Origin of the sequence: Actinomycetospora callitridis (assembly GCF_028737265.1) — a bacterium.
GTDB lineage: Bacteria > Actinomycetota > Actinomycetes > Mycobacteriales > Pseudonocardiaceae > Actinomycetospora > Actinomycetospora callitridis.
This window is the reverse complement of record NZ_JAQZAK010000007.1, coordinates 255,294-280,853: the sequence shown is the minus strand read 5'-3', so window position 1 is coordinate 280,853 and position 25,560 is coordinate 255,294. Positions and strand designations below refer to the sequence as shown.

24 protein-coding genes and 1 pseudogene are annotated in these 25,560 nt (G+C 73.3%); 17 read left to right on the top strand and 8 right to left on the bottom strand.

The annotated features are described in order from the left end of the window. Positions 1-87 precede the first annotated feature (87 nt). The 3 genes from PH191_RS21795 to PH191_RS21785 all read left to right on the top strand — a co-directional run bounded on the left by PH191_RS21795 (position 88) and on the right by PH191_RS21785 (position 2,986). A complete protein-coding gene (locus PH191_RS21795; RefSeq protein WP_274196726.1) occupies positions 88-774 on the top strand; it encodes a TetR/AcrR family transcriptional regulator in 687 nt (228 codons plus the stop codon). Between the two features lie 89 nt (positions 775-863). Continuing rightward, positions 864-2,219, top strand: a complete 1,356-nt coding sequence (locus PH191_RS21790; RefSeq protein WP_274196725.1) for an MFS transporter — start codon at positions 864-866, stop codon at positions 2,217-2,219. After that, entirely contained in the window at positions 2,216-2,986 is a 771-nt protein-coding gene (locus PH191_RS21785) for an N-acyl homoserine lactonase family protein (protein ID WP_274196724.1), read from the top strand. The genes PH191_RS21790 and PH191_RS21785 overlap by 4 nt, the downstream gene beginning before the upstream one ends. Before the next feature lie 144 nt (positions 2,987-3,130). Here PH191_RS21785 and PH191_RS21780 read toward each other — a convergent pair whose 3' ends face one another. The 3 genes from PH191_RS21780 to PH191_RS21770 all read right to left on the bottom strand — a co-directional run bounded on the left by PH191_RS21780 (position 3,131) and on the right by PH191_RS21770 (position 4,501). Beyond that, positions 3,131-3,877: a GAF and ANTAR domain-containing protein gene (locus PH191_RS21780; protein ID WP_274196723.1), complete on the bottom strand. Its 747-nt coding sequence runs from the start codon at positions 3,875-3,877 to the stop codon at positions 3,131-3,133. 23 nt (positions 3,878-3,900) lie between these two features. Further along, positions 3,901-4,110 carry an ANTAR domain-containing protein gene (locus PH191_RS21775; protein WP_274196722.1) on the bottom strand — a complete coding sequence of 70 codons (210 nt, stop codon included), beginning with the start codon at positions 4,108-4,110 and terminating at the stop codon, positions 3,901-3,903. A gap of 121 nt (positions 4,111-4,231) precedes the next feature. Continuing rightward, positions 4,232-4,501 (bottom strand): helix-turn-helix domain-containing protein, encoded by a 270-nt coding sequence (locus PH191_RS21770; protein WP_274196721.1) that lies wholly within the window; start codon positions 4,499-4,501, stop codon positions 4,232-4,234. Between the two features lie 48 nt (positions 4,502-4,549). Between PH191_RS21770 and map the strand changes: the two genes are divergently transcribed. The 5 genes from map to PH191_RS21745 all read left to right on the top strand — a co-directional run bounded on the left by map (position 4,550) and on the right by PH191_RS21745 (position 8,314). Continuing rightward, complete coding sequence (gene map, locus PH191_RS21765; protein ID WP_274196720.1) at positions 4,550-5,341, top strand: type I methionyl aminopeptidase; 792 nt, start codon at positions 4,550-4,552, stop codon at positions 5,339-5,341. A gap of 122 nt (positions 5,342-5,463) precedes the next feature. Next, positions 5,464-5,892, top strand: a complete 429-nt coding sequence (locus tag PH191_RS21760; protein WP_274196719.1) for a DUF6069 family protein — start codon at positions 5,464-5,466, stop codon at positions 5,890-5,892. Between the two features lie 54 nt (positions 5,893-5,946). Then, positions 5,947-6,282, top strand: coding sequence for a YciI family protein (locus tag PH191_RS21755; protein WP_274196718.1), 336 nt, complete (start codon positions 5,947-5,949; stop codon positions 6,280-6,282). Between the two features lie 18 nt (positions 6,283-6,300). Beyond that, positions 6,301-7,512 carry an RNA polymerase sigma factor gene (locus PH191_RS21750; protein ID WP_274196717.1) on the top strand — a complete coding sequence of 404 codons (1,212 nt, stop codon included), beginning with the start codon at positions 6,301-6,303 and terminating at the stop codon, positions 7,510-7,512. 142 nt (positions 7,513-7,654) lie between these two features. Next, on the top strand, positions 7,655-8,314 hold the full coding sequence (locus tag PH191_RS21745; RefSeq protein WP_274196716.1) for a SanA/YdcF family protein: 660 nt from the start codon (positions 7,655-7,657) through the stop codon (positions 8,312-8,314). 11 nt (positions 8,315-8,325) lie between these two features. Here the strand turns inward: PH191_RS21745 and PH191_RS21740 are convergent, their stop codons facing one another. Both PH191_RS21740 and PH191_RS21735 read right to left on the bottom strand, forming a co-directional pair. Next, positions 8,326-10,242, bottom strand: a complete 1,917-nt coding sequence (locus tag PH191_RS21740; RefSeq protein WP_274196715.1) for a S9 family peptidase — start codon at positions 10,240-10,242, stop codon at positions 8,326-8,328. A gap of 34 nt (positions 10,243-10,276) precedes the next feature. Beyond that, positions 10,277-11,659, bottom strand: coding sequence for an HNH endonuclease signature motif containing protein (locus tag PH191_RS21735; RefSeq protein WP_274196714.1), 1,383 nt, complete (start codon positions 11,657-11,659; stop codon positions 10,277-10,279). 107 nt (positions 11,660-11,766) lie between these two features. Between PH191_RS21735 and PH191_RS21730 the strand changes: the two genes are divergently transcribed. Continuing rightward, positions 11,767-12,567 carry an SDR family NAD(P)-dependent oxidoreductase gene (locus PH191_RS21730; RefSeq protein ID WP_274196713.1) on the top strand — a complete coding sequence of 267 codons (801 nt, stop codon included), beginning with the start codon at positions 11,767-11,769 and terminating at the stop codon, positions 12,565-12,567. Positions 12,568-12,592: 25 nt separating this feature from the next. Here the strand turns inward: PH191_RS21730 and PH191_RS21725 are convergent, their stop codons facing one another. Beyond that, positions 12,593-14,239, bottom strand: coding sequence for a flavin-containing monooxygenase (locus tag PH191_RS21725; RefSeq protein ID WP_274196712.1), 1,647 nt, complete (start codon positions 14,237-14,239; stop codon positions 12,593-12,595). A 238-nt stretch (positions 14,240-14,477) separates the two neighbouring features. Between PH191_RS21725 and PH191_RS21720 the strand changes: the two genes are divergently transcribed. From PH191_RS21720 to PH191_RS21695, 6 genes are all read left to right on the top strand, one after another. Beyond that, complete coding sequence (locus PH191_RS21720; RefSeq protein WP_274196711.1) at positions 14,478-16,034, top strand: acetolactate synthase large subunit; 1,557 nt, start codon at positions 14,478-14,480, stop codon at positions 16,032-16,034. 112 nt (positions 16,035-16,146) lie between these two features. Continuing rightward, the gene (gene fucP, locus PH191_RS21715; RefSeq protein ID WP_274196710.1) at positions 16,147-17,508 is read left to right on the top strand and encodes an L-fucose:H+ symporter permease; all 1,362 of its coding nucleotides are present in this window, start codon (positions 16,147-16,149) and stop codon (positions 17,506-17,508) included. A gap of 92 nt (positions 17,509-17,600) precedes the next feature. Next, positions 17,601-18,914, top strand: a complete 1,314-nt coding sequence (locus PH191_RS21710; RefSeq protein WP_274196709.1) for an enolase C-terminal domain-like protein — start codon at positions 17,601-17,603, stop codon at positions 18,912-18,914. Further along, positions 18,901-19,605 carry a FadR/GntR family transcriptional regulator gene (locus PH191_RS21705; protein WP_274196708.1) on the top strand — a complete coding sequence of 235 codons (705 nt, stop codon included), beginning with the start codon at positions 18,901-18,903 and terminating at the stop codon, positions 19,603-19,605. The genes PH191_RS21710 and PH191_RS21705 overlap by 14 nt, the downstream gene beginning before the upstream one ends. Next, the gene (locus PH191_RS21700; protein WP_274196707.1) at positions 19,602-21,308 is read left to right on the top strand and encodes an IlvD/Edd family dehydratase; all 1,707 of its coding nucleotides are present in this window, start codon (positions 19,602-19,604) and stop codon (positions 21,306-21,308) included. The genes PH191_RS21705 and PH191_RS21700 overlap by 4 nt, the downstream gene beginning before the upstream one ends. Before the next feature lie 26 nt (positions 21,309-21,334). Then, complete coding sequence (locus PH191_RS21695; protein ID WP_274196706.1) at positions 21,335-22,096, top strand: dihydrodipicolinate synthase family protein; 762 nt, start codon at positions 21,335-21,337, stop codon at positions 22,094-22,096. Positions 22,097-22,110: 14 nt separating this feature from the next. On the opposite strand, the gene PH191_RS21690 is transcribed toward PH191_RS21695, so the two are convergent. Continuing rightward, complete coding sequence (locus tag PH191_RS21690; RefSeq protein WP_274196705.1) at positions 22,111-22,809, bottom strand: GntR family transcriptional regulator; 699 nt, start codon at positions 22,807-22,809, stop codon at positions 22,111-22,113. 94 nt (positions 22,810-22,903) lie between these two features. Here PH191_RS21690 and PH191_RS21685 point away from each other — a divergent pair, with 94 nt between their 5' ends. Both PH191_RS21685 and PH191_RS21680 read left to right on the top strand, forming a co-directional pair. After that, positions 22,904-24,367, top strand: a complete 1,464-nt coding sequence (locus tag PH191_RS21685; protein ID WP_274196704.1) for an Nramp family divalent metal transporter — start codon at positions 22,904-22,906, stop codon at positions 24,365-24,367. Further along, the gene (locus PH191_RS21680) at positions 24,364-25,020 is read left to right on the top strand and encodes a hypothetical protein (RefSeq protein WP_274196703.1); all 657 of its coding nucleotides are present in this window, start codon (positions 24,364-24,366) and stop codon (positions 25,018-25,020) included. The genes PH191_RS21685 and PH191_RS21680 overlap by 4 nt, the downstream gene beginning before the upstream one ends. A gap of 134 nt (positions 25,021-25,154) precedes the next feature. Here the strand turns inward: PH191_RS21680 and PH191_RS21675 are convergent. Beyond that, positions 25,155-25,400 (bottom strand): annotated as a pseudogene (locus tag PH191_RS21675) (polyphosphate kinase 2); the annotation flags it as partial. Between the last annotated feature and the right edge of the window lie 160 nt (positions 25,401-25,560).

The window sequence follows — 25,560 nt, the reverse complement described above, 5'->3', positions numbered from 1 at the left end:
CGTACCGGATGGTTCATTATCCAGCGCCTCGGGCTTCCGTCGCGGTCCGCGCCGCCTAGGGTCGGGGCCGTGACCGAGGAGGCAGGGGTGACCGAGGAGGCAGGGGTGGCCGAGGAGGGGGTGGCCGAGGAGGGGGTGGCCGAGCGTCGCCGCGACGCCGCCCGCACCCGTGCCGACCTGCTGGCCGTGGCCACCACCGAGTTCGCCGACCACGGGTTCTCCGGCGCGCGCGTGGACGAGATCGCGGCCCGCACCCGCACGACCAAGCGGATGATCTACTACTACTTCGGCAGCAAGCGCGGCCTCTACCTGGCGGTGCTCGAGCACGCCTACGCCGGCATCCGGGTCCTCGAGGCCCAGCTGGAGGTCGAGCACCTCGACCCGGCCCGCGCGATGCGGGCGCTGGCCGAGCTGACGTTCGACCACCACGAGTCGCACCCCGACTTCGTCCGTCTCGTGGCGATCGAGAACATCCACCGCGCCGAGCACCTGCGCACGTCCGAGGCCCTACCCGGCCTCGCGGCCCCGGCCGTCGACGTGCTGGGCGGCATCCTGGAGCGCGGCCACGCGGCGGGGCTCTTCCGCGCCGACGTCGACGCCCTCGACGTGCACATGGTGATCAGCGCGTTCTGCATCTTCCGCCTCGCGAACCGGCACACCTTCCAGGCCGTGTTCGACCGGGACCTCCTCGACCCCGGCCGGCGCGCGCACTACCGGCGCATGGTCGGCGACCTCGTCCTGGAGTACCTGACTGCGCACGTCGGCCGAGCCTGACCCGAGCGGCTTGACACGGCCGTGCGTCTCAACTCACCATCCGGTACGTAACCAAACGGTACATAGACGCACCGTGTCGAGGAGTGGTCGTGACCGCATCGCCGCAGGCGCCCACCGGGCCCCCCGCCCAGCCCCGCAAGGCCGCGCTGGCCGCCTGGATCGGCAGCGCGCTGGAGTACTACGACTTCTTCATCTACGGCACGGCCGCCGCGCTGGTGTTCAACAAGCTGTTCTTCCCCGGGGCCGAGCCGGCCACCGGCACGCTGCTCGCCCTCGCCACGTTCGGCGCGGGCTACGTGGCGCGACCGGTCGGGGCGTTCGTGCTGGGACACCTCGGCGACCGCTTCGGCCGCAAGCGGATCCTCGTGTCGACGGTGCTGCTCATGGGCGTCGCGACGTTCGCCGTCGGCTGCCTGCCGACCTACGCGTCCATCGGCATCGCCGCGCCGATCATCCTCGTCGTGCTGCGCCTGCTGCAGGGCTTCTCGGCGGGCGGTGAGCAGGCCGGCGCCTCGTCGACGAGCCTCGAGCACGCCCCGTCGAACCGCCGCGCCTACTTCACGAGCTTCACCCTCGGCGGCACCCAGTTCGGCCAGGTGCTCGCCACCGCGATCTTCCTGCCGGTGGCCGCGCTGCCCACGGAGGACCTGCTGAGCTGGGGCTGGCGCGTGCCGTTCTGGCTCAGCGCGATCGTGGTCGTCGCCGGTCTCCTCATCCGCCGCACCCTCGACGAGACGCCGGTCTTCCAGGAGCAGCAGCGTCGCGCCGAGACCGCCCGTGCGCCCGTCAAGGTGCTGTTCAGCTCGCACCTCGGCGCCGTGATCAGGGTGGTGCTGGCCTCCACCATCGCCACCGTCAGCACGATCTTCACCGTCTACGCGCTGTCCTACGCCGTGAACGACGTCGGGCTCTCGCGCACCGCGATGCTCTGGGTCGGGGTGGTGGCGAACCTCGTCGCCATCGTCGTCATCCCGCTCTTCGGCGCGCTGGGCGACCGCATCGGCCGCAAGCCCGTGTTCCTCGCCGGCTCGATCGCGATGGCCGTGACGATGGCCTGCTACCTCGCCGCGATCTCGGCCGGCAACTACGTCTGGATCTTCGTCTTCGGCATCCTGGTGTTCGGCCTCGGCAACAGCGCCACCGGTGGCGTGTGGCCCGCCTTCTACGGCGAGATGTTCCCCGCCCGCGTCCGGCTCTCCGGGGTCGCGATCGGCACGCAGATCGGCTTCGCGGTCGCCGGCTTCGCGCCCTCGATCGCCGCCGCCCTCGCGGGGGAGGACGGCAGCAACTGGCCCGCGGTCGCGGGCTTCGTCGCCGCGGTCTGCCTGCTCAACATCGTCGCCGTGGCCACCGGCCGCGACTACTACCGCACCCCGACCGAGGACCTCGGCGGGAGCCCGGTGCCGCGGTCGCAGCCCGCCGCGGCCAGCCCGACGGCCTCGTGAGCGGGGCACCGCCGTTCGCGGTGCACGCCGTCCGCTTCGCGAGCCGGCCCGGCGTGCGGGGCCAGCACTTCCTCGGCCACGACGAGCGCGCGGGCGAGCCCCACCCCACCGCCTACTACGTCTGGCTCGCGTCGAACGCCGACCACGTCGTCCTCGTCGACGCCGGGATCGACCCCGCCCGGCCCGTGCCCATCGACGGGATCACGTTCCACCGCTCGCCCGTCGAGGGGCTCGCCGAGCTGGGGATCCGTCCGGAGCAGGTCGACCACGTCGTGCTGAGCCACCTGCACTACGACCACACGGGCACGGTCGCGGCCTTCCCCGCCGCCCGCTACGTCGTGCAGCGCCGGGAGCTCGACTACTGGACCGGCCCGGTGGCCACCCGCATCCGCCGCGAGCACTGGCTGGTGAGCGGCGCGGACGTCGGCCACCTCACGGGCCCGGCACGGTCCCGGCTCGACGTCGTCGACGGCTCCGCCGAGATCGTGCCCGGGCTGGAGGTGCACCACGTCGGCGGGCACACCGCGGGCATGCAGGTGGTCCGCGTGCGGTCCGCGGCCGGCCCGGTGGTGCTGGCCTCCGACGCCGCCCACTTCCACGAGAACCTCACCGCCGACCACCCGCCGCCGATCCTGCACTCGGTGCCCGACGTCCACGCCGCCTTCGACCGGCTCGTCGAGCTCGCCGGCGACGACGGTCTCGTCGTCCCCGGGCACGACCCCCGCGTGGTCGAGGGCGCCGGGGCCGACGTCGTCCGCCTGGCCTGACCGGAGGAGTTCCGGGCTGTGTGAGCCCCGGGACGACGACGGTCCCGCCGGCTCGAAAGGCTGAACCGACGGGACCTGAGCCGACGTCCTACCCGCGGGTTCACGACCGACCTGGCGCGCAGGTACCCACCTCGTTGTGCCGGGCTAACGTCTCTGCTCGGCCGGTCTGCCGGACTGTGCCTCGCCGACCAGCCAGGCCGCGACGTCCACGAGCTTGATGTTCGTCTGCTGGGACGACTCCACGAGCAGCGCGAAGGCCCGCTCGGGACCCACGCCCATGCGTTCGATGAGAATGCCCTTGGCCTGCCCGATGAGGTCGCGGCTGGCCAGGGCGCCGGCCATGCCGTGGACGCGCCGGGCGCTGTGGAGCACCAGGGCGGCCTGGGTGGCGAACAGCGAGCCGGTGTCCGCCGTGGCCTCGTCGAACACCCCGGACTCGGACGCGTACAGGTTCAGGGCTCCGGCGCTGCCCTTGTCGGCGAACAGCTGGAACGCCATCAACGACCCGATGCCGTGCCGCTCGGCCTCGACCGCCCACCGGGGCCACCGGGCGCGCACCTGGGTCATGTCCTCGATCAACGTCCGCTGCTCGAACCAGATCGAGTCGAGGCAGGGCCCTTCGCCGAGCTCGGTCTGGAGCTCGTCGAGCTCGCGCACGACGTCGTTGCTCGGCGCGCGGGCCGTCACGATCCCGCCGCGTTCGACGAGCGAGACACCGGCCTGCTCGACGTGCGGGATGGTGTGGATCGCGCCCCGCACGATGAGCTGCAGGGTGTGCTCGACGTCCTCGTCCGCCCCCCGTTCGACCAGCCCGCGGGCCGCGTCCTCGAGGGCACGTGCCAGATCGACGCCCGCACGTTCGCCGGCGCCCACGACGTGCTGCTCGACCATCCGGGGCTCCTTCGCGTGGCCGGTCACCGACCCCCGTGGCCGTTCCCGCGGCGGACGACGAGCGTGCCGACGACCTGGGCCGCCATCTCGGGCACCGTCACGTCCCCCCGCGCCGCCCACGCGCGCAGCATCACGGCGGCCTCCGTGATCGGCACGCCGTACCGCGCCGTGAGCATGCCCTCGGCCTGGTGGACCCGGGGGTCGAAAGGCCGGTCGTCGTCGTTCATGGTCACCCGCTGCGATCGTGGCTCGCGACTCGTGAGGAGTCGCGAAGGGGCGCCACGGCGGGGTCCGGACCGGGGTCGACGCCACTGTGCTCCCGACTGGCCGGGAAGTCCACCGCCCGTCTCCGTGTCAGGCGCTGCGCGGCTCCGCCGGGTCGTCGGCGGCGCACCGGTCGGCGAGCTGGTCGAGCGGGACCCCGAGCTCGGTGCACAGCGTGACGACGGTGAAGAACGCGGGCGTCGGGACCCGGCCCGTCTCGATCTTGCGGAGGGTCTCCGGGGACATCCCGACCGCGGTGGCCACCGAGGTCATGCTCCGCGGCCCGCGCGCTGCGCGCAGGACCTCGCCGAGTCGCCGGCCTCGCTCGTGGTCCTGCGGGGTCAAGGGCACGCGCACCATGACCGTGATACTAATACCGGGATAACTATCCCACTCCGAGGTGCGGCGATGATCGAGCTGAAGACCCCTGCCGAGATCGAGCGGATGCACACGACCGGGCGCTTCGTCGCCCACGTCCTGAGCGCCGTGGGGGAGCGCGCGGACGTCGGGGTCAACCTCCTCGACCTCGAGCTCCACGCCCGCGAGCTCATCCGGGAACGCGGCGCCGAGTCGTGCTACTGGGATTACGCCCCCTCCTTCGGCCGCGGCCCCTTCCGCAACGTCATCTGCCTGTCGGTCAACGACGCCGTGCTGCACGGGCTGCCGCACGACTACGTGCTGCGCGACGGCGACGTCCTGACGATGGACCTCGCCGTCGCCGTCGACGGCTGGGTCGCCGACTCCGCCCGCACCGTCATCGTCGGCACCCCGCGGGAGGAGGACCGGCAGCTGGTCTCGGCCGGCGAGGAGGCCCTCGAGGCCGCGATCGACGCCGCGCAGGCCGGTCAGCGCCTCGGCGACGTCTCCGCCGCCATCGGCGCGGTCGCCGCCCGTCACGGCTACCCGGTCAACCTCGAGTTCGGCGGGCACGGGCTCGGGCGCACGATGCACGAGGACCCGCACGTCGCCAACGCCGGACGGGCCGGGCGGGGGCTGCGCCTGCGGCCGGGGCTCACCCTGGCCCTCGAGCCCTGGTTCGCCCGCTCCACCGACAAGATCACCTACGACCCGGACGGCTGGACCATCCGCTCGGCCGACGGCTCGCGCACCACCCACTCCGAACACACCATCGCCATCACCGAGGACGGACCCCTGGTGCTCACCCGCCGCGAGGGCGAGCTCGCCGGGTCGGGCGCCTGAGGGGACCCGACGAAGATTCTCGGAAGAATTTCCGGGGGCATGTCGAAAAGGGGTCGACCCCGTTCGTCGCCTGGGTGAGGGAGCGGCAACCGAGCCGGTCCCCGCACCCACCGGAGGTCCCCGTGTCCACGACCACCACCGCCACCGTCCACGCCGACGACACCACCGCGACCGCCCCGGGCGTCGGGTCGATGCTCCTGGCCGGTGCCGCGGCCACCGTCGCCGCGTCCGTCGCCACCGCGGCCGTGGCCGCCGGCGGCCAGGCGATCGGCATCAGCACCGCCATCTCCGGAGCGCCGATCCCGACCAGCGGGTTCGCCGTCCTGACGGCGATCTTCTCCGTCCTCGGGCTGGTCATCGCCACGGCGCTGCGGCGCTTCGCCCGCCACCCGCGCACGGCGTGGGTGCGCACCACCGTCGTGCTGACCGTGCTCTCCTTCGTGCCCGACGTCCTCGCCGACGCCGCGGTGTCCACGAAGATGCTGCTGATCCTGACCCACGTCGTGGCCGCCGCGATCGTGATCCCCGCCGTCGCCCGCCGGCTGGCCTGACACGACCTACGCACCACGACCTCACGAACGGGAGCGAGCACCGTGCACTACCTGATGAGCGTCGAGCTCGACCAGAGCGGACCCCGGCCCACCGAGGCGGAGCAGGAGCGGAACTTCGCCCGGGTCGGCGCCGTGAACGACGAGATGAAGGCGCAGGGGATCTGGGTCTTCGCCGGGGGCCTGCTGCCCTACGACAGCGCCACCGTCGTCCGCGTGCAGGACGGCACCACCACCATGACCGACGGGCCGTTCGCGGAGACGAAGGAGCAGCTCGCCGGGTTCTGGGTCATCGAGGTCGAGGATCTCGACGCGGCCCTGGGCTGGGCCGAGAAGTGCGCGGAGGCCTGCGAGGCGCCCATCGAGGTCCGGCCGTTCGACGGCCTCGCCTGACCGGGACGCCCCGTCCTCATGGACCTCACCAGCGTCTACCGCGCCGAGTACGGCCGCTGCGTCGCCACCCTGACACGCCTCCTCGGCGACATCGGGCTCGCCGAGGAGGCCGTGCAGGACGCGTTCGCCGTGGCGATGGAGAAGTGGGCGCAGCCGGGGGAGGAGGTGCCGCGCAACCCGGGCGCCTGGATCGTCACCACCGCCCGGAACCGGGCTCTCGACCGCCTCCGCCGCGAGTCCACCCGCGAGGCCCGCCACGCGCAGGCCCTGCTGCTGCACCAGCCCGAGGAGACCGAGGAGGTGGGACCGGTGCGCGACGACCAGCTGCGACTGATCTTCACCTGCTGCCACCCGGCGCTCTCCCCGCTGGCGCAGACCGCGCTCACCCTGCGCCTGCTCGGCGGGCTCGAGGTCCCCGAGATCGCCCGCGCCTACCTCGCACCCGAGGCGACGATCTCCCAGCGGATCGTGCGGGCGAAGAAGAAGATCCGCGACGCCGGCATCCCCTACCGGGTCCCCGCCGAGGCGGAGCTGCCCCGCCGCCTGCCGCCGGTCCTGACCGTGCTCTACCTGATCTTCAACGAGGGCTACACGGCGACCACCGGCCCGCTGCTGCGCACCGATCTGTCCGCGGAGGCGGTGCGCCTCGCCCGGGCACTCGCCGACCTGATGCCCGACGAGCCGGAGGTGCTCGGCCTGCTCGCGCTGCTGCTGCTCACCGAGGCCCGCCGGCCGGCCCGCACGGCGCCCTCCGGCGAGATCGTGACCCTCGCCGAGCAGGACCGCACCCTGTGGGACCGGGAGCTGATCGCCGAGGGGCACGAGCTCGTCCGGCGCTGCCTGCGCCGTGATCGTCCCGGTCCGTACCAGATCCAGGCCGCCATCAACGCCGTGCACACCGACGGCCCGGCCAGCGACTGGACGCAGGTCCTCGCCCTCTACGACCAGCTCATGGTGCTGACCCCGACCCCGATCGTCGCGCTCAACCGCGCCGTGGCCGTCGCCGAGGTGCACGGACCCGCGGTCGCCCTCGCGGCGGTCGAGGAGCTCGACATCCCGGGCTACCACCTGCTGCCCGCCACCCGCGCCGACCTCCTGGCGCGTCTGGGCCGGACCGACGAGGCCGTCGCCGCCTACACGGAGGCGATCACCCTGGCCACGAACGACACGGAACGGACGTTCCTGGAGACGCGGCGGGCGGACCTGGCGTCCGGGAGGTGCCGGTCGTGAGTGGACGAAGCGACGGGCGGACCGACGATCCGTGGCACGCGCGGACGGACCGGCGGTAGGAACGAGGGCAGCCGAGGAGAGCGAGGATCCTGATGTGCGTGAGGTGCGCGCTGACGTCGTCGGTCCTCGCGGCGTTCCCACGGTGACCGGAGCACGGCGGACCCCGGGGCTCGTGCTCGCGGCGGGCGTGCTGCTCGTGGTCGTGCTCGTGGTCGCCGTGTCGAACGTCGTGGTCGTCCGGCGGACCGACCACCTCGTCACCGCGGACGCCGCCACGGTGCGGCCGGTGCAGGTGGCGATCGTGCCCGGGTCCCTCGTGCGGGCGGACGGGTCGCTGGGCGCCGTCGTGCGGCAGCGCGTCGACGCGGCCGTCGGCCTGTACCGCGCCGGGCGGGTGGAGAAGCTCCTGGTGTCCGGCGACAACGCCCGCCTCGAGTACAACGAGCCCGACGCGATGCGCGACGCCGCGCTCGCCGCCGGCGTCGCACCCGACGACGTCTTCACCGACTACGCGGGCTTCGACACCTGGCACACGATGCGCCGCGCCCGCGACGTCTTCGGTGTCACGACGGCGGTGGTCGTCACGCAGGGCCCCGCGACCGCCCGGGCGGTCGATCTCGCGCTCGCGGCCGGCCTCGACGCGCAGGCGCTCGTCGCCGGGGAGGGCGGCCGGGCCGGGCGCGAGGTGCTCGCGCGGGTCCGCGGACTCGGGCAGGCCACCGTCCGGCCCGAGGTCACCGGAGGTCCGGCCGTCCCCATCGACGGCGACGGCCGGAGCTCCTGGGCCGTCGTGCCGGGGTAGTGCCGGGGTCGTCAGGAGGCGCTGCGCCCTCCGAGGTGCGTGGCGAGGTGCCGTTCGATCGCGCGGTGCAGCAGGACCTGGTTCTCGGGGTTCTCGAAGCCGTGCCCCTCGTCCTCGGCGAGGAGGTACTCGACCGGCACCCCGCGCTCGCGCAGCGGAGCGACGAGGTTGTCGGACTCGGCCTGCACGACGCGGACGTCGTTCGCGCCCTGGGCGACGAGCAGCGGGGCCCGGATGCGGTCGACCATCGTGATCGGGGAGCGTCGGCGCATCTCCGCCAGCTGCTCGGGGTCGTCGGGGTCGCCGACGTAGCGGATCCAGTTGTTGGTCATGTTCGCGCGCACGAACGGGGGCAGCGTGGCCAGGAAGTTCGCCAGGTCGGAGATGCCGACGTAGTCGACGGCGGCGGCGAACCGGTCCGGGGTGACGGTGACGCCGACCAGCGCGGCGTACCCGCCGTAGGAGCCGCCGAGGATGCCGATGCGGTCGGGGTCGGCGTAGCCCCGGGCGACGGCCCAGTCGACGGCGTCGATGAGGTCGTCGTGCATCGCACGGGCGAACTCGCCGATCGCGGCGGTGAGGTGGCGGCGCCCGTGGCCGGTGGAGCCGCGGAAATTCACGCGCAGCACGGCGTAGCCGCGGTTCGCGAGGAACTGCACGGTCGCGTTGTAGCCCCAGGTGTCGTGCATCCACGGCCCGCCGTGCACCAGCAGGACCAGCGGCAGACCCTCCGGGGCGACCCCGACGGGCAGGGTGAGGAACCCGTGCAGCGGGAGGCCGTCGCGGGCCGGGAAGGCGACCGGGGTCATCGGCGCGAGGACCGCCGGGTCCGGGTGCTGGTCGCCGCCGGAGAGCAGGCGGCTCTCCCCGGTGGCGTGGTCGTAGAACCAGGTCGACCCCGTCGGCTCGCGGTCGTGGCCGAAGGTGGCGATCCAGCGCTGCTCGTCCAGGTCGGACGACACCGCGTTCAGGACCCCGTCGGAGAGCCTCTCCAGCGCCGCCTGGACCTCCGCGAAGTGGGGGTCGAGCGGGACGATGCGGGGCCGGTCGCCGGTGAAGCGGGCGGCGATGACCTCCCCGGTGCGCCGGCTGACGAACACGCTGGGCGGCAGGGTGTCGGAGACCGAGCTCAGGGTGTCCAGGCTGTGGCCCTCCACGGCGGCGACCACGGTCTGCTCGCCGGTCTCCCGGTCGATCCGGGTCAGCCGCAGGTCGTCGGAGTCCTGGTGGTCGCCGAGCAACGCCCCGCGGCCGTCCGGGGTGGGCAGCAGGAAGAGGCCCATCGGGTGCTCCGGACCGCCGACCCGGTGCACGATCCGCCGCTCGCTGGAGTCGGGGTCCACGGCCGCGATCTCGTGGGTGCCCTCGGCGTCCTGGGAGACGTGCCAGCTCGGGCGGCCGGCCCGGTCGAGCAGGAAGGTCTCCGCCGGATCGGTCCGCTCCACGAGCGGGGTGGTCGCACCGGTGGCCACGTCGACGCGGAAGACGTCGACGAACAGCGGGCGGGGGTTCATGTAGACGATCACCGTGCCGGGCACCGTGGTCTCCGGTTCGACGGCGAACACCCGCGAACCCGGGGCCAGCGGCGTCAGGTCGACGGCCGGCTGGTCCGGGTGGTCGAGGTCGACACGGTGCAGGTGCCACGCCTCGTCGCCGTCGGTGTCCTGCCGGTAGAGCAGCCAGCGGGGGTCGTCGGTCCAGTAGTAGGTGCTGATCCCGCGGCGGGTGTCGTGCGTGACCGGGACGGCCTGCTCGTGGTCCTGGTCGACGCCGCGCACCCACACGTTGCGGCGTCCCCGGTGCGGCGCGAGATAGGCGATCCGGGTGCCGTCCGGGGAGATCGACGGGTCGGCGAACGGCGGATCGGCGAAGAACTCCTCGACGTCGATCAGGTCGGGCGCGGTCCCGCGGGCCGGTGCGACGGTCATGGCGTCCACGGAACACCGTGCCGTCGCGGCATGGTCAAGGTGCGCTGGGGCACCGAGGGAACTCGGCCGTCAGAGAGGGACGCGGGGTCGGCCGCGGGTCGGGGTCGCCGGTCGGGTCGATCCAGCTCGGTGGTGTGAACCATGGCAGGCCGTCGACGATCTGCACGGTCCAGTGACCGTGGTGGATCACTTGGTGGTGGTGTCGGCACAAGAGGACGAGGTTGTCGAGGCTGGTGTCGCCGCCGTGTCCCCAGAACCGGATGTGGTGGGCGTGGCAGCGCCGTGGGGGCCGGTCGCAGCCGGGGAACGCGCAGCCCCCGTCGCGGATGTCGAGGGCCCGGCGCATGGCGTCGGTGACGGTGCGCTGCCTCCGCCCCACGTCGAGCGGCTCGGACCGGGAACCGAGCACGACCGGGACGACGTCGGCGTCGCAGGCCCAGCGGCGCACCGTGGCGGGATCGACCGGGGTCCCGGTGTCGAGGGTGCCGTGGCCGGTCGCGAGCCGGAGCCACCGCAGGTCCATCGTGATCGTGACCAGTGCCCTCCCGGGCCGCGGCGGCTTGCTCGCCGAGGTCGGCCCCGCCGGCTCGGGACGGCGCGGCTGCGGGATCAGCGCGTCCTCGCCGGCACCGGGCTCCGGGTCGGCCGCAGTATCGGTGTCGGCGTCGGTACCTGCGATGGTGTCGTCGGTGAGGCCGCCGGGGCGCCCGCTGTCGCTGACGATGTCCTTGAGCGCGTCGATGCGGCGCCGCGCGAGGCTGCGGGTGTCGTCGGGGCCGCACGGTTCGGCGAGCGGGTCGATCGCGCCGAGGAACACCTCCCCGTCGACCGGGTCGTGCAACCGACCCTTGAACTCCAGGCGCCCGTCGCGGCGGCGCACCACGTGCAGCTCGTCGCGGCAGTCCTCCCCCTCCGGGGGCACCGCGCCGTCCGGGTCGAACCGGAGGATCCACCGGGCCGCCACCCGCTGGAGCAGCCGCGGCGGCAGGCGGGTGGCGTCGTCGGCGAGCAACCGCTCCGCGGCGAACCAGTCCTCCACCGACACCGTCTCGAGGCGTTCAAGGTGCGCCATCGTCCTGCGGATGATCACGACGTGCGCCGGGCCGATCTCCCCGGAGGCGTACACCGTCGCCGTGACCGGCAACCGCGGTGGCAACGGCTGCCCCAGCAGGGAACGGCGCGGGGCGAGATCGGCGGACTCGTCGGCCGGCCGCTTCGCCTCGTGCAGGTCCAGCGTCGAGAGGTCCTGGAGCAGCCGTGGGGTGGCGCGGTCACCGGTCTGCTGGGCGACCCCGAGGCGCTCGAGCGCGGCGATGTCCTCGAGCAACCGGTACTGCTCGGCGCGCAGAGCGACCAGGCGCGTCCGGGCACGGTCGAGCGCCTCCCGCTCCACCACCCCGAGACCTCGTTCGCTCATAGGTTCGATCCTAGAGTCGACCCCCGACGACGAAGGCCCGAACGGCAACACCCGCGACGACCTCCTTCGCGGGGATCGCGACGGATGCGGCCGGGCACCCCCGCGCCATGACTGCCAACCGCCCCCTCGCCCTCGTCACCGGTGGCTCGTCGGGGATCGGCTTCCAGCTGGCCGCCCGCCTCGCCGAGCGTGGCCACGACGTCGCGATCTCCGGGCAGAGCGAGCGCGTCCACGACGCCGCGAAGGAGCTCGAGGAGCTGGGTGTCGAGGCCTATCCGTTCCGCGCCGACGCCGCCACCTTCGACGGGGTCGAGGCGTTCTGGCGGTTCGTCGCCGACCTCGGGCGCCCGATCAACGTCGCCTGCCTCAACGTCGGGATCGGTGTCGGCGGCGCCTTCGCCGACACCGACCTCGACGACGAGCTCCGCATGATCGCCATCAACTGCGCGGGCACGGTCCACATGGCCAAGCGCGTGGTCCGCGCGATGCTCGACCAGGGCCCCGACCAGGGCGATCGGCGCATCCTGGTCGTCTCCTCGGTGTCGGCGACCACCCCCACGCCCTACGAGCCGGTCTACGGGCCCACCAAGGCCTTCGGGTTCTCCTTCGCCGAATCGATCCGCGAGGAGCTGCGCGAGGACGGCATCACCGTCACCGCGCTGCTGCCCGGCGCCACCGACTCCGAGTTCCACGCCAACGCCGGCATGGGGGACACCGTCTTCGGCGACAACAGCTGGAAGAACGACCGGACCGAGGTCGCCCGTCATGGCATCGAGGCCCTGTTCGCCGGCGACGACCACGTCGTCGGCGGCGACGAGGCCACGAAGCAGCAGGTCGTCGACCACCGCTCGATGTCCGAGCCCGAGAAGGCCGCCCGCCAGGGGGCGATGGCCCGGCCGCAGCGGTAGCCGCGGCCGGCCCCGACACCACCGCTCAGGCCGGCGCCGCCGCGCCGGTCCGGCTCAGCGCGAACCCCTCGTAGCCCTTCGCGGCGACGTCGTCGCAGATGCCGCGGTACGTCCCCACCCCGCCGACGTACGGATAGAGGCTGCGGTGCTTGCCGGGGATGTTGGCCCCGACCCACCAGGAGTTCGCCCGGGGCAGCAGCGTCATCGCGGTGACCTCGTCGTGGTGGGCGACCCAGCCGTCCTCGGCCTCGCGGGTCGGCTCGATCCGCGCGACACCCTGCTCGCGGAGGTGGCGGAGGCAGTCTGCGACCCAGTCGACGTGCTGCTCGATCGAGACCGGCATGTTGCTCAGTACCGACGGGCTCTGCGGTCCGGTGATCATGAACAGGTTCGGGAACCCGTGGGTGGCGATGCCGAGGTAGCTGCGCGGGCCCTCGGCCCACTTCTCGGCGAGCGTCAGTCCGTCCCGTCCCGTGATGCCGAGTTTGAACAGTGTGCCGGTCATGGCGTCGAACCCGGTGGCGTAGACGATGCTGTCGACCTCGTACTCGCCGTCCGTCGTGCGCACACCGGCGGGCGTGATCGCCTCGATCGGCGACCTGTTGACGTCGACCAGCGTCACGTTGTCCCGGTTGTAGGTCTCGTAGTAGCCGTTCTCGAGGGGCGGTCGCTTCGTGAAGAACGGGTGGTCCTTCGGCGCGAGCATCTCGGCGATCTCCGGGTCGTCCACCCGCTCCCGGATCTTGTTGCGGAGGAACTCGGCGGCCGTCTCGTTGGCGTCCTCGTCGAGGAGCAGGTCGTTGAACGTGGTGCCGAGACGGAAGCCGCCCTTCGCCCACGCCTCCTCGAAGATCTCCTGGCGCTCGTCCTCCGGCACCGACAGCGCCGTGCGGTCCGCGACGTCGTAGGGGAAGCCGAACGCCGTCTCGCGGGTCCGCGCCCAGATCTGCGGGTAGTCGTCCTTGATCCCACGGTCGAACTCGGGGGTCACCGGGTGGTTGCCGGCGGCGATGTCGTAGTTGGGCGTGCGCTGGAAGACGGTGACGTGCGCGGCCTCCTGCGCGACCTCGGGGATCAGCTGCACGCCGGTGGCCCCGGTGCCGATGACCGCGACGCGCTTGCCGGTGAAGTCCACGCCCTCGTGCGGCCACAGGCCGGTGTGGAACCAGTCGCCCGTGAAGCTGTCGCGGCCCGGGAACTCGGGCAGGTTCGTCGTGGACAGGCAGCCCACGGCGGTGACGAGGAAGCGGGCCGTGAAGCGCTCGCCGTCCCGGGTGTCGACCAGCCAGCGCCCGGCGTCGTCGTCCCAGGTCGCCGCCGTGACCGTGGTCCGGAAGCGGATGTCGCGGCGCAGGTCGAAGCGGTCGGCGACGGTCTGCAGGTAGCGCAGGATCTCCGGCTGGCCCGCGAAGCGCTCGCTCCACGTCCACTCCTCGAGGAGGTCCTCGGAGAGCCGGTCGGAGAAGCTGTAGAAGTAGCTCTCCGAGTCGCACCGTGCGCCCGGGTAGCGGTTCCAGTACCAGGTGCCCCCGACGTCGTCGGCGGCCTCGAGCACGAGCGCCGACATGCCGAGGGTGTTCCGCAGGCGGTGGAGCATGTAGAGACCGGAGAACCCGGCTCCCACCACCAGGGCATCGAGCTCACGGAGATCGGTGGACACGGTCTCGGACATCGGCGTCCTCCTCGTCGCGGCGTCCACCGGTCCGCGGCCAGGTGCTCCGCGGCCCCGGCCCCCGATGGCCGGTGTGGTGCGCCTCACCCTCCGATTCTGAACGCACACGCTCCGTTCCTCCACCGCCGGACGGCCGAGCGCCGATCCCGGCTGGCACCGGCGGGGGCGCACCGTGTGGAGTGGGCACCATGACGACGTCGTGGTGCTCCCCGCCCGCTCCGCTGCCCGGGCCCGACGCATGAGGGGGGCCGAGGCGCTGGTCGGCTCGTTGGTCGAGGCCGGCGTGGACGTGTGCTTCATGAACCCCGGCACCTCCGAGATGCACTTCGTGCAGGCGCTGGACTCCGTCCCCGAGATGCGCGGCGTGCTCACCCTGTTCGAGGGCGTCGCGACGGGCGCCGCGGACGCCTACGCCCGCCTCGCCGGCCGGCCCGCCGCGGTGCTGCTGCACCTGGGCCCGGGGCTGGGCAACGGGATGGCGAACCTGCACAACGCCCGCCGGGCCGGGACCCCGCTGCTGTGCGTCGTCGGCGCGCACGCCACCAGTCACGTGCGCCACGACGCGCCGCTGGAGTCGGACATCAGAGCGCTGGCGCGGACGGTGTCGGGCTGGGTGCACGTCTGCGGCGACGTGCGGGACGTGGCCGACGACGCGGTGCGCGCGGTGGCGGCGACCTCGGAGCGCGGCGGCCAGGTCGCGACCCTGGTCCTGCCGGCGGACGTGTCGTGGTCCGAGGGCGGCGCCCTCGCGCCCGCCCTGCCCGTGGCGGCACCGTTCCCACTCGCGCCCTCGCGGGTGGCGGCGGCCGCGAAGGCGGTGCGCGAGCCCGGGGCGGTGATCCTCCTCGGTGGTCCGGCGCTGACCGCGGAGGCGATGGACGCCGCGGGCCGGGTCGAGGCCGCGACCGGCGCCCGCCTGCTCACGGAGACGTTCCCGCGGCGCTGGGACACCGGCGCCGGCCGCCCGCGGGCGGACAAGCTGGCCTATTTCGCCGAGCAGGCGCTCGAGCAGCTCGACGGGGCGTCGTCGCTGGTGCTGGCCGGGGCGCGGTCGCCGGTCTCGTTCTTCGGCTACCCCGGGGTCCCGGGGGATCTCGTGCCCGAGGGGTGCACGGTGGTCGGGCTGGCCGACGCCGCGTCCGACGCGCCGGCGGCCCTGGAGGCGCTGGCCGCCGAGGTGGCGCCGGACGCCGTGGCCGACCCGGCACCGCGGGACGCGCCGGAGCCCGCGCCCGGCCCGCTCGACGTGCGGTCGCTGTGCGCCGCGGTCGCCGCGACGCTGCCGGAGGACGCGATCGTGGTCGACGAGTCGCTGACCGCCGCCGCCGTGCTCGCCCCGGCCCTGCAGACGGCCGCCCCGCACACCCAGCTCGCGCTGACCGGGGGAGCGATCGGGCAGGGCCCGCCCGCCGCGCTCGGGGCGGCGATCGCGGCCCCGGACCGCCCGGTCGTCGCGGTGCAGGCCGACGGGAGCGCGCTCTACACGCTGCAGGCGCTGTGGACCCAGGCCCGCGAGCAGCTCGACGTCACGACCGTGCTGATCAACAACTCGGCGTACGCGATCCTGCGGGTGGAGCTCGCCCGTACCGGGGCGGGGGAGGCGGCCCACTCGGGGCGCGCGGGGCGGATGCTGACGCTGGCCGACCCGACGCCGGACTTCGTGTCGCTGGCGAGCGGGTACGGCGTGCCGGCGCGGCGGGTGGAGACCACCGAGGGCCTGCTCGCGGCCCTGCGGTGGGCGCAGGGCGAGCCCGGCCCGCACCTCATCGAGGCGATCGTCCCGGCGCTGGGGTAGGCGCGCCGAGGTGCTCCGTCGGGCCTCCGGGGCCGCCCGCGGATTGCCGCCCTCCGAACCGTCGGGTTACGTTGCTGATCGTCGGGGGTGCGGCGGCGCACGGGGTGATTCGATGCTGATCAAGAATCCGGCACGGCAGCTGGCCTCCGGATACCTCGACCGGACACCGATCTTCCAATTCGTCCTGTTGTCGCTGCTGTTCCCGATGTGGGGCGCCGCGGCCGGGCTGAACGACATCCTGATCACGCAGTTCAAGCACGTCTTCACCCTGTCCGACGCAGCGACGGCCTTCGTGCAGTCGGCGTTCTACGGCGGCTACTTCCTGATCGCGATCCCGGCGTCGCGCATCGTGCGCCGGACGTCGTACAAGGTCGGCGTCCTGATCGGCCTGTCGGTCTACATCGTCGGCTGCGGGCTGTTCTTCCCGGCCAGCACGCTCGCGACCTACGCGATGTTCCTGTTCAGCATCTTCGCCGTCGCGATCGGTCTGAGCTTCCTCGAGACCAGCGCGAACACCTATTCGTCGATGCTCGGTCCGCGCAGGACGTCGACGCTGCGGCTGAACATCTCGCAGACCTTCACCCCGATCGGCAACCTGCTGGGCGTGATCCTCGGCAAGTACCTGATCTTCGGTACCGGCGACTCGATCGAGGCGCAGCTGGACGCGGCACCGACGCCGGAGGCCGAGCGCGCCCTCGCCGAGGCCCTGCTGCAGAACACCCTGCTGCCCTACAAGTACATCCTGATCGTGCTCGTCTGCCTGCTGGTGCTCTTCGTGGTCACCGAGTTCCCCCGGGGCAAACCGGCGGACGAGCCGGCACAGCAGAAGGCCGGGCTGACCGAGACGTTGCGGGTGCTCGTCCGCACCGCGCAGTACCGCAAGGGCATCGTCGCGCAGTTCCTCTACGTCGGTCTGCAGACGGCGGTGTGGTCGTTCACGATCCGGGTGGCGCTGGAGCTGTACCCCGGCATGAACGAGCGCGAGGCGACCAACTACATGATCGCCGGGTTCACCTGTTTCCTGGTCGGCAAGTTCGTGGCCAACGGGCTCATCGCGCGGTACTCGGCGGCCCGTGTGCTGGTGGTCTACTGCGCGATCGGCGCGGTGCTGCTGACGCTGGCCGCGTTCGGTCCGGCCTCGTCCGCCATCTGGTTCGTCATCGCCTCCAACCTCGTGATGGGCCCGTGCTGGCCGACGATCTTCGGGCAGACGTTGGACACCATCGAGGACAAGCGCTACCAGGAGACCGCCGGCGCGATCCTGGTGATGGCCATCGTCGGCGGAGCGGTGATCCCGGTGGTGCAGGGTGCGGTGTCCGACGTGCTCGGCTCGCTCCAGGTGTCCTTCGTCGTCTCGGCGCTCTGCTTCGTCGGGATCCTGCTCTACTTCCGCAGCAACCTGCGCCACCACGTCGCCGACGAGCCGTCGAGTCCGGAGATGGCGGCCTCGGGGGAGGGCGACCGCGAGCGCTAGACATCTGATGTCTGCGCCTGGCACCGTGAGGAACTCGCACATCTTCTGGCGGCACTGCGCCCGGAGTGGTCGAGAGGTCTGAGGAGCGGGCCATGCACGGGGTCATCGTCGACGTGGAGACCGTCGATCTCCGCTTCCCGACGTCACGCGCACTCGACGGGTCGGATGCCATGAACGAGGCGCCGGACTACTCGGCCGCCTACGTCGTCCTGCACACCGACGCGGGCCTGGAGGGCCACGGCTTCACGTTCACGATCGGACGGGGCAACGAGCTCGCGCTCGCGGCGGCGGAGGCGATCGGCCGGCGGGCGCGGGGCTGGTCGATCGCCGAGCTGGTGGCCGACCCGGGCGGCTTCTCCCGGTACCTGCAGGCCGACAGCCAGCTGCGCTGGCTCGGTCCGAGCAAGGGGACGATCCAGCTCGGGCTCGCCGCGGTCGTCAACGCCGCCTGGGACCTCATCGGCAAGGCCGTCGGGAAGCCGGTGTGGAAGGTGCTCGCGGACATGACCCCGCAGCAGCTGGTCGACCTCGTCGACTGGCGCTACCTGCGCGACACGCTGACCCCCGAGGCCGCGCTCGCGATGCTCGAGGAGCGGCTCCCCGGGCGCGTGGAGCGCGAGGCCCGGCTGCACGAGGAGGGCTACCCGGCCTACACGACCAGCGCGGGCTGGCTGGGCTACGACGACGACAAGCTGGTGCGCCTGTGCCGGGAGGCCGTCGCCGCCGGCTGGGACGCGATCAAGCTGAAGGTCGGCGGGGACCTCGCCGACGACGTGCGCCGCTGCGCGCTCGCCCGGGAGGTGATCGGACCCGGGCGCCGCCTGATGATCGACGCCAACCAGACGCTCGGGGCCGCGGACGCGGTGCGCTGGACGGAAGCCCTGAAGCCCTACGACATCTGGTGGTTCGAGGAGCCGACCAGCCCCGACGACGTCCTCGCGCACGCCGCGATCGCGCGGGCCATCGCCCCCGTCCGCGTGGCCACCGGCGAGCACGCGCACAACGCGGTGATGTTCAAGCAGTTCCTGGCCGCCGGCGCCATGGGGGTCTGCCAGCTCGACGCCGCGCGCCCCGGCGGCGTCGACGACGCCGTCGCGGTCCTGCTGCTCGCCGCCGCCCACGACGTCCCCGTCTGCCCCCACGCCGGCGGTGTCGGGCTGTGCGAGCTGGTGCAGCACCTGTCGATGTTCGACTACGTCGCCGTCAGCGGCACCCGTCAGGATCGGATGATCGAGTATGTCGACCACCTGCACGAGCACTTCGCCGACCCGGTCCGGATGCGCGGCACGTCCTACCTGCCACCGACCCGGCCCGGCTACAGCGCGGAGATCCTCGCGGCGTCCCGGGCCGCGTACGCGTTCCCGCACGGCTCGGCGTGGACGGACCGGGCCCGTGACGCGAGCTGACAGCGTCGTCGACCGGGTGATCGGCGCGCTGGTCGCCCGCGTCGAGAACGGGGAGTTCTCGGCGGGGGAGCGCCTGCCGCCGGAGACGGACCTGGCCGCCGACCTCGACGTGTCGCGCCTGTCGCTGCGCGAGGCGGTGCGCGCGCTCGCCGGGGCCGGGGTGCTCGAGGTGCGCCGCGGGGACGGCACCTTCGTCACCGACCTGCGCCCCGACCGGCTGGTGCGCGCCACCGGCTCGTTCCTCGAGCTGGTCGGCGAGCAGGGGGTCGCCGAGCTCTTCGAGTGCCGCCGCGTGCTCGAGCCCGGCGCCACCGCCCTGGCCGCGACCCGCATCGACGAGGCGGCCCTGCAGGACCTCCAGGAACGGCTCGAGCGGATGCGCGGGCTCACCGAGCCCGAGCGCCTGGTCGCCGAGGACCTGGAGTTCCACGCCGCGATCGCCGCGGCGGCCGGCAACGCGACGCTCGCCTCGCTGACCGCCGCCGTCGCGGGCCGCACGGCCCGCGTCCGGATCTGGCGGGCGATCGTCGAGCACGACGTCCTGAGCTGGACCCACGACCAGCACGTGGCGATCCTGCGCGCCCTGCGCGAGCGCGACTCGCTCGCCGCGTGGACCGCGGCCTCCACCCACGTCGTCGAGGTCGAGGAGTGGGTCCGGGCCCACCTGACGAGCGCGGGAGGTCGGCCATGAGCGGTCGCAGCGCGGCGTGGTTCGGCGCCGAAGGCCGGTCCGGGATGATCCACCGCTCGTGGATGCGCAACCAGGGCGTCACCGACGAGGTCTTCGACGGGCGCCCGGTCATCGGGATCGCCACGACGTGGTCCGAGCTCGTCCCGTGCAACGCCCACCTGCACCGCGTCGCCGAGGCGGTCAAGCGCGGCGTGTGGCAGGCCGGCGGGTTCCCCCGCGAGTTCCCGTGCACCGGGCTCGGTGAGACGCTGCTGCGCCCCACGGCGATGCTCTACCGCAACCTGCTGGCGATGGAGGCCGAGGAGCTGATGCGGGCCAACCCCCTCGACGGGCTGGTCCTGCTCTCGGGCTGCGACAAGACCACACCCGGGCTGCTCATGGCCGCGTCGAGCGTCGACCTGCCGGCGATCATGGTCACCGGCGGGCCGATGCTCAGCGGTCGGTACCAGGGCCGTCAGCTCGGCTCGGGCACGCAGGTGTGGCGCTTCGAGGAGGAGCTCGCGGCCGGGACCATCACGCCCGCCGAGTGCGCGGTGGCCGAGGGCGCGATGGCCCGCTCGCCCGGGCACTGCATGACGATGGGCACCGCGTCGACGATGGCCTGCCTGGCCGAGGCGCTGGGGATGCAGCTCCCGTACTCGGCGACCTGGCCCGCCGTCGACGCCCGCCGCGACCAGACCGCGCAACGGGCGGGTCAGCGCATCGTCGAGCTGGTGGAGGCCGACGTCCGCCCGTCGTCGATCATGGTCCGCGAGGCGTTCGAGGACGCGGTCAAGGTCAACGCGGCCATCGGCGGCTCGACCAACGCCGTGATCCACCTGGCGGCGATCGCGGGCCGGCTGGGCGTGCCGTTCTCGCTCGACGACGTCGATGCGCTCGGTCGTGACGTGCCGACGCTCGTCGACCTCGAGCCCTCGGGGCGGTTCCTCATGGAGGACCTCTGCTACGCGGGCGGGCTGCCCGCGGTGATGCAGGAGATCGCCGGGCTGCTGCACCTCGGGCGGCCCACCGTGGCCGGGAGCACCCTCGGGGACGCGATCGCGGACGCGGCGTGCTGGAACCGCGAGGTCATCCACCCGTTCGACCGCCCGATGGCGCCCGCGGGCAGCGGGACGGCCGTGCTGCGGGGCAACCTCGCCCCCGACGGTGCCGTGATCAAGCAGTCGGCGGCGTCGCCGTCGCTGCAGCGCCACCGCGGCCCTGCGCTCGTCTTCGAGTCCCCCGAGGAGTACCGGGCGGTCAGCGACGAGCTCGACATCGACGAGTCGACGGTGCTGGTGCTGCGCTACTGCGGCCCGCGCGGCTACCCGGGCATGCCCGAGGTCGCCAACGTCGGGCTGCCCCGCAAGCTGCTCGAGCGCGGGGTGCGGGACATGGTGCGGGTCTGTGACGGGCGGATGTCGGGCACGGCCTACGGCACGGTCGTGCTGCACGTCGCGCCCGAGGCGGCCGTCGGGGGACCGCTCGCCCTGGTGGAGACCGGGGACGAGATCGAGCTCGACGTGCCCGGGCGCTCGCTGACCCTGCACGTCGACGACGACGAGCTGGCCCGCCGCCGGGAGCGGTGGCGGGCGCCCGCGCCGGCGGAGTCCCGCGGCTGGACGCGCCTCTACACCGAGCACGTGCTGCAGGCCGACCACGGCGCCGACCTCGACTTCCTGGTCGGGGCCGGCGGCGCCGAGGTCCCGCGCGAATCCCACTGACCTGACCCCCCGCGAGGAGGAACGACATGGACCCCGTCTTCACCGGCGTCGGCGTCGCCCTGGTGACGCTCTTCGACGACCACCGGGCGCTCGACGCCGACGCCACGGCCGACCTGGCCGCACGGCTCGTCGACCTCGGCGCCGACGCGATCGTCGTGGCCGGCACGACCGGCGAGGCCGACGCGCTGGACGACGACGAGCGGCTGCGGCTGTTCTCCGCGGTGCGCGCCGCGGTCGGGGACGCCGTGGTGGTGGGCGGCACCGGGGCCGCGTCGACCCACCAGGCCGTGGCGCTGACCGCGCGGGCCCCCGACACCGGCGTGGACGCGGTCATCGCCCGCACACCGCGCGGGCTCGCCGACCCGTCCGGCTACTACCGCGAGCTCGCCGACGCCGCGGGCGCGACCCCGGTGCTGGCCTACCACTTCCCGGCGGTCTCCCCGCCCGGCATCCCGGTGGAGATGCTGCCCCCGCTGCCCATCGCGGGCTGCAAGGACTCGTCGGGCGACCCGACCCGCCTGCTGGCCACGGTGGACTCCTACGCCGGGCCCGTCTGGACCGGGAACCCGGCGCTGATCCACATGGCCGGCGCGCTCGGCTGCGCGGGCGGCATCCTCGCCCTGGCCAACGTCGCCCCCGAGCTCTGCGCCGCCGCGTACGCCGGCGACGCCGACGCCATGCGGAAGTTCACCCCGACCCACCTCGCCTGCGAGCGCGACTTCCCGCGCGGGGTCAAGCAGCTCGTCGCGGAGCGGTTCGGGACCTCGGAGGTGCTGCGGATGGGATGAGGGACGGGATGGGGTCAGCCCTGGGTCGGCCCCCCGGCCTCCTCGGAGACCGGGCGCAGACGCTCGTAGCAGGCGGCCTCGAGGTGGCCGCGCATCGCCGCCTCGGCCGCCACGGGGTCGCGGTCGAGGACCGCGCGCGTGATCCGGCGGTGCTCGGCGAGGGTCCGCTCGCCCAGCCCGCGGTCGTAGTGCAGCCGGAAGACGTGCAGGTGGCAGTGGGTGCGTTCGAACGCCCGCCGGACCTGCGCGCTGCCGGCCAGCTCGGCCACCAGGACGTGGAAGCGGGTGTCGTGCGCGGCGAGCGCCTTGTAGGAGTCGTAGGTGTCGCTCGCGGGCGTCGCGCAGGACCGCATCTCGGCCTCGAGCCGTTCCCGCCCCTCGGCGTCGGCGTGCTCGGCCGCGCGCGCCGCCGCCCACGGCTCGATGAGCAGCCGGAACTGGTAGAGGTCGTCGAGCTGCTCGCGGGAGAGCAGCGGCGAGGTGCGGTAGCCGCGCAGCGGTTCCTTGACCACGAGCTCGGCCGACTCCAGCCGCGCCAGCGCCTCGCGGACCGGCGTGGGCGACACCCCGAGCTGGCGCGCGAGGCCGTCGATCGAGACCCGGGCGCCCGGCTCGAGGACGTGATCCATGATCAGCGCCTTGATCGCCTCGTGGACGTCGTCGGCCAGCATCTGACGGCGGGGTAGCGGACCGACCGTCGCTGCACTGCTCATGTCCGAACCCCGTCGCTCCGGACCCACCCCTTGACGGGTGAGCCGCCTCACACGCACCCTACAGGAAATTTCCTACACGATCTGAGTGATCGACATGTCGACATTCGAGACGAGCCGGGCCACCGACCCGGTGCTCCGTCTGCCCGAGGCGCCGGCGGCCCTGCGCAAGCGACGGGTGGGGGTGGCGACCGCTCTGCGGTACTTCGGACCCGGGGCGATCATCGCGTCGCTCACAATCGGCAGCGGCGAGTCCATCCTCGCCTCCCGCGAGGGCGCCGTCTTCGGCTACGCCGTCCTCTGGGCCGTCGTGGCCGGCTGCTTCGCCAAGGGCGCCCTCGTCTACGCCTCGAACCGCTACATCACCCTCACCGGGGAGCACCCGATGCGGCGCTTCGCGCGGGTGATGCCGGGGCCGCGCGGCTGGTTCCCGATCGTGCTGGTGGTGATCTGCTTCGCCTCGTTCCCGGGCTGGGCCAGCGGGGTGGCGACGGCGCTCGGGGACTACCTGGAGGCCCTCGGCCTCGGCAACGCCACCCTCTGGGCCGTCGGCGTGCTGCTCGTCGCCGCGGTGCTGTCCTTCGTCGGCGGCTACGCCGTGCTCGAGAAGGTGCAGGTGGCGATCGCCGGGATCATGGTGCTGCTGGTCCTGATCGCGGTGTTCGTCTCGAACCCCGACTGGCTCGCGGCCCTGCGCGGGCTGCTGCCGGTCTTCCCCGACTACGCGCCCTTCGTGGCGGAGCGGTATCCCGAGGTCGCCGAGACGTCGGTGTGGGTCGAGCTCGCGGTGTTCATGGGCGGTCTCGGCGGCGGGATGTACGACTACATCGGCTACACCGGCATGTTGCGCGAGAAGAAGTGGGGGATGCTCGGCCACCGCGACGCCGCCCGGATCGAGCAGGACCTCGCGGCGAAGGACGACCGCGCACCGATCCCGCTGTCGACCGATCCCGACGACGTCGCGACCGCGCGCGCCTGGAGCCGCGCCCCGTTCTTCGACATGCTCGCGGCGTTCCTGGCCCTGGGTGTCATCGCCGTGGCGTTCATGATGAACGGGGCGACGATCCTGGGCGCGCAGCAGCAGGTGCCCGAGGAGAACGACGTCCTGACCTACCAGTCGCAGTTCTTCGGCGTGGTGGCGCCGGTCTTCGAGTACTTCTACATCGTCGCGATCGTCATGGTCCTCTTCGGCACGATCTACGCGCTCTGGGAGGCCTACTCCTGGACCGCGTACGAGAGCCTCGCCGCGGTCTCGGAGAAGGTGCGGTCGCGCGGGCAGCGCGGGATACGGCCCGTCGTCTACGGATGGACCGGCGCCATCGCCCTCGTCGCGATCCTCTCGGATCTGAGCTTCACCGACCTGGTCACGCCGGCGTCGATCCTCGGTGGCGTCTTCGCCTGCGGTATCTACGGAGCCGGGCTGGTGTACATCGACAAGGTCAACCTGCCGGAGCCCTACCGGATGGGCCGGACGCTGCGCACGCTGGTCGTGCTCGGTTCGGTGTTCCTCACCGTCTGCGGCGTGGTCGCGATCCTCGAGCTCCTGGGGGCGATCGCATGAGGACCACGGTGTCGTGGCGCCACGTCGCGCTCGCGGTCGGGTTCCTGGCCCTGGCCGGTGTGCGGGCGTCCCAGGGGGCGCCGGTGTGGGCGGCCGTCTTCGCGCTCGCGGGCGCGGCCAACGCCTGGCTCGCCCTCCGGGGCGACCGGGCGGACGGGAAGTCGGTCCCGGCCGTCGTCGACGCGGACCCCGCCGAGATCGCACGCGAGCGGGCACGGTGTCTCGCGGCGCAGCGCCGCTGGCAGGTCCTCGGGCTCGGCGGGGCGCTGCTCGCGGCCGGGCTGCTGCTGCTCGAGCCGCCGCTGGCCGTGCTGGGTGCCGCCGCGGCGCTGTTCGCGGTGTTCCGGGCCCGCCGGGTGCGGCGCTACGCGGCGACGCTGCCGGGCCGGCCCGGCGCCGACCAGCTCGGGGATCAGGACGGGGGTCAGGACGCGGAGCCGGCCGTGCCCCGCAGGGCCCACAGCGAGGCCGCGACCGGACCGGCGAGCACGACCACCGCGATCACGGCGCCGACCGCGGCGCTGGGCGCCAGGACCACGGCCAGCCCCACGACCACGACGACCTGCACCAGCAGGGTGCGTGGCCGAGGGCCCGGCCGTGTCGCCACCACGGGCGGCACGGGCTCAGGGAGCTCGGTGGGCGCCGGGTCCTGAGCGAGGTCGGCCTCGAGCCGCGCGAGCACCGCCTCCTCCTCGTCGGAGAGCGGGCGCGCCCGCTCCGGCGGTGGGGGGTCGTTCAGATCGGACATCCGGGGCCACACCTCGCGTTCGTGAGACCCCATTCTGGATCAGGATCCGTCGAACAGCATCGCCGCGTGGTCGGGGACGGCACGGGCGAGCTCGCGGGGCGGGCGCACGTAGCCCTCGCCCGGCGGGCGCGCCGGGATCGACAGCGGCGACAGGTCGGTCGGCGTCCAGGGGACCGTGCCGAGCAGGTGGGCAATCGTGTTCAGGCGGGCGCGCCGCTTGTCCTCGGACTCCACCACCGTCCAGGGCGCGGTGTCGGTGTCGGTGGCGGCGAGCATGGCGTCCCTGGCCTTCGAGTGTGGAGGCCGACCGCGGCGAGGGTGGTGAGGGTGTAGACGCGCAGCAGTCGGGCGTGGTCACGCCAGTCGGTGGGGCCGCCGGCGAGGCGGCGCAACCACGGCCTGCCGATCCGTGGCTGCGCGGGCCACCGATCGCCCGAGAGGGGGA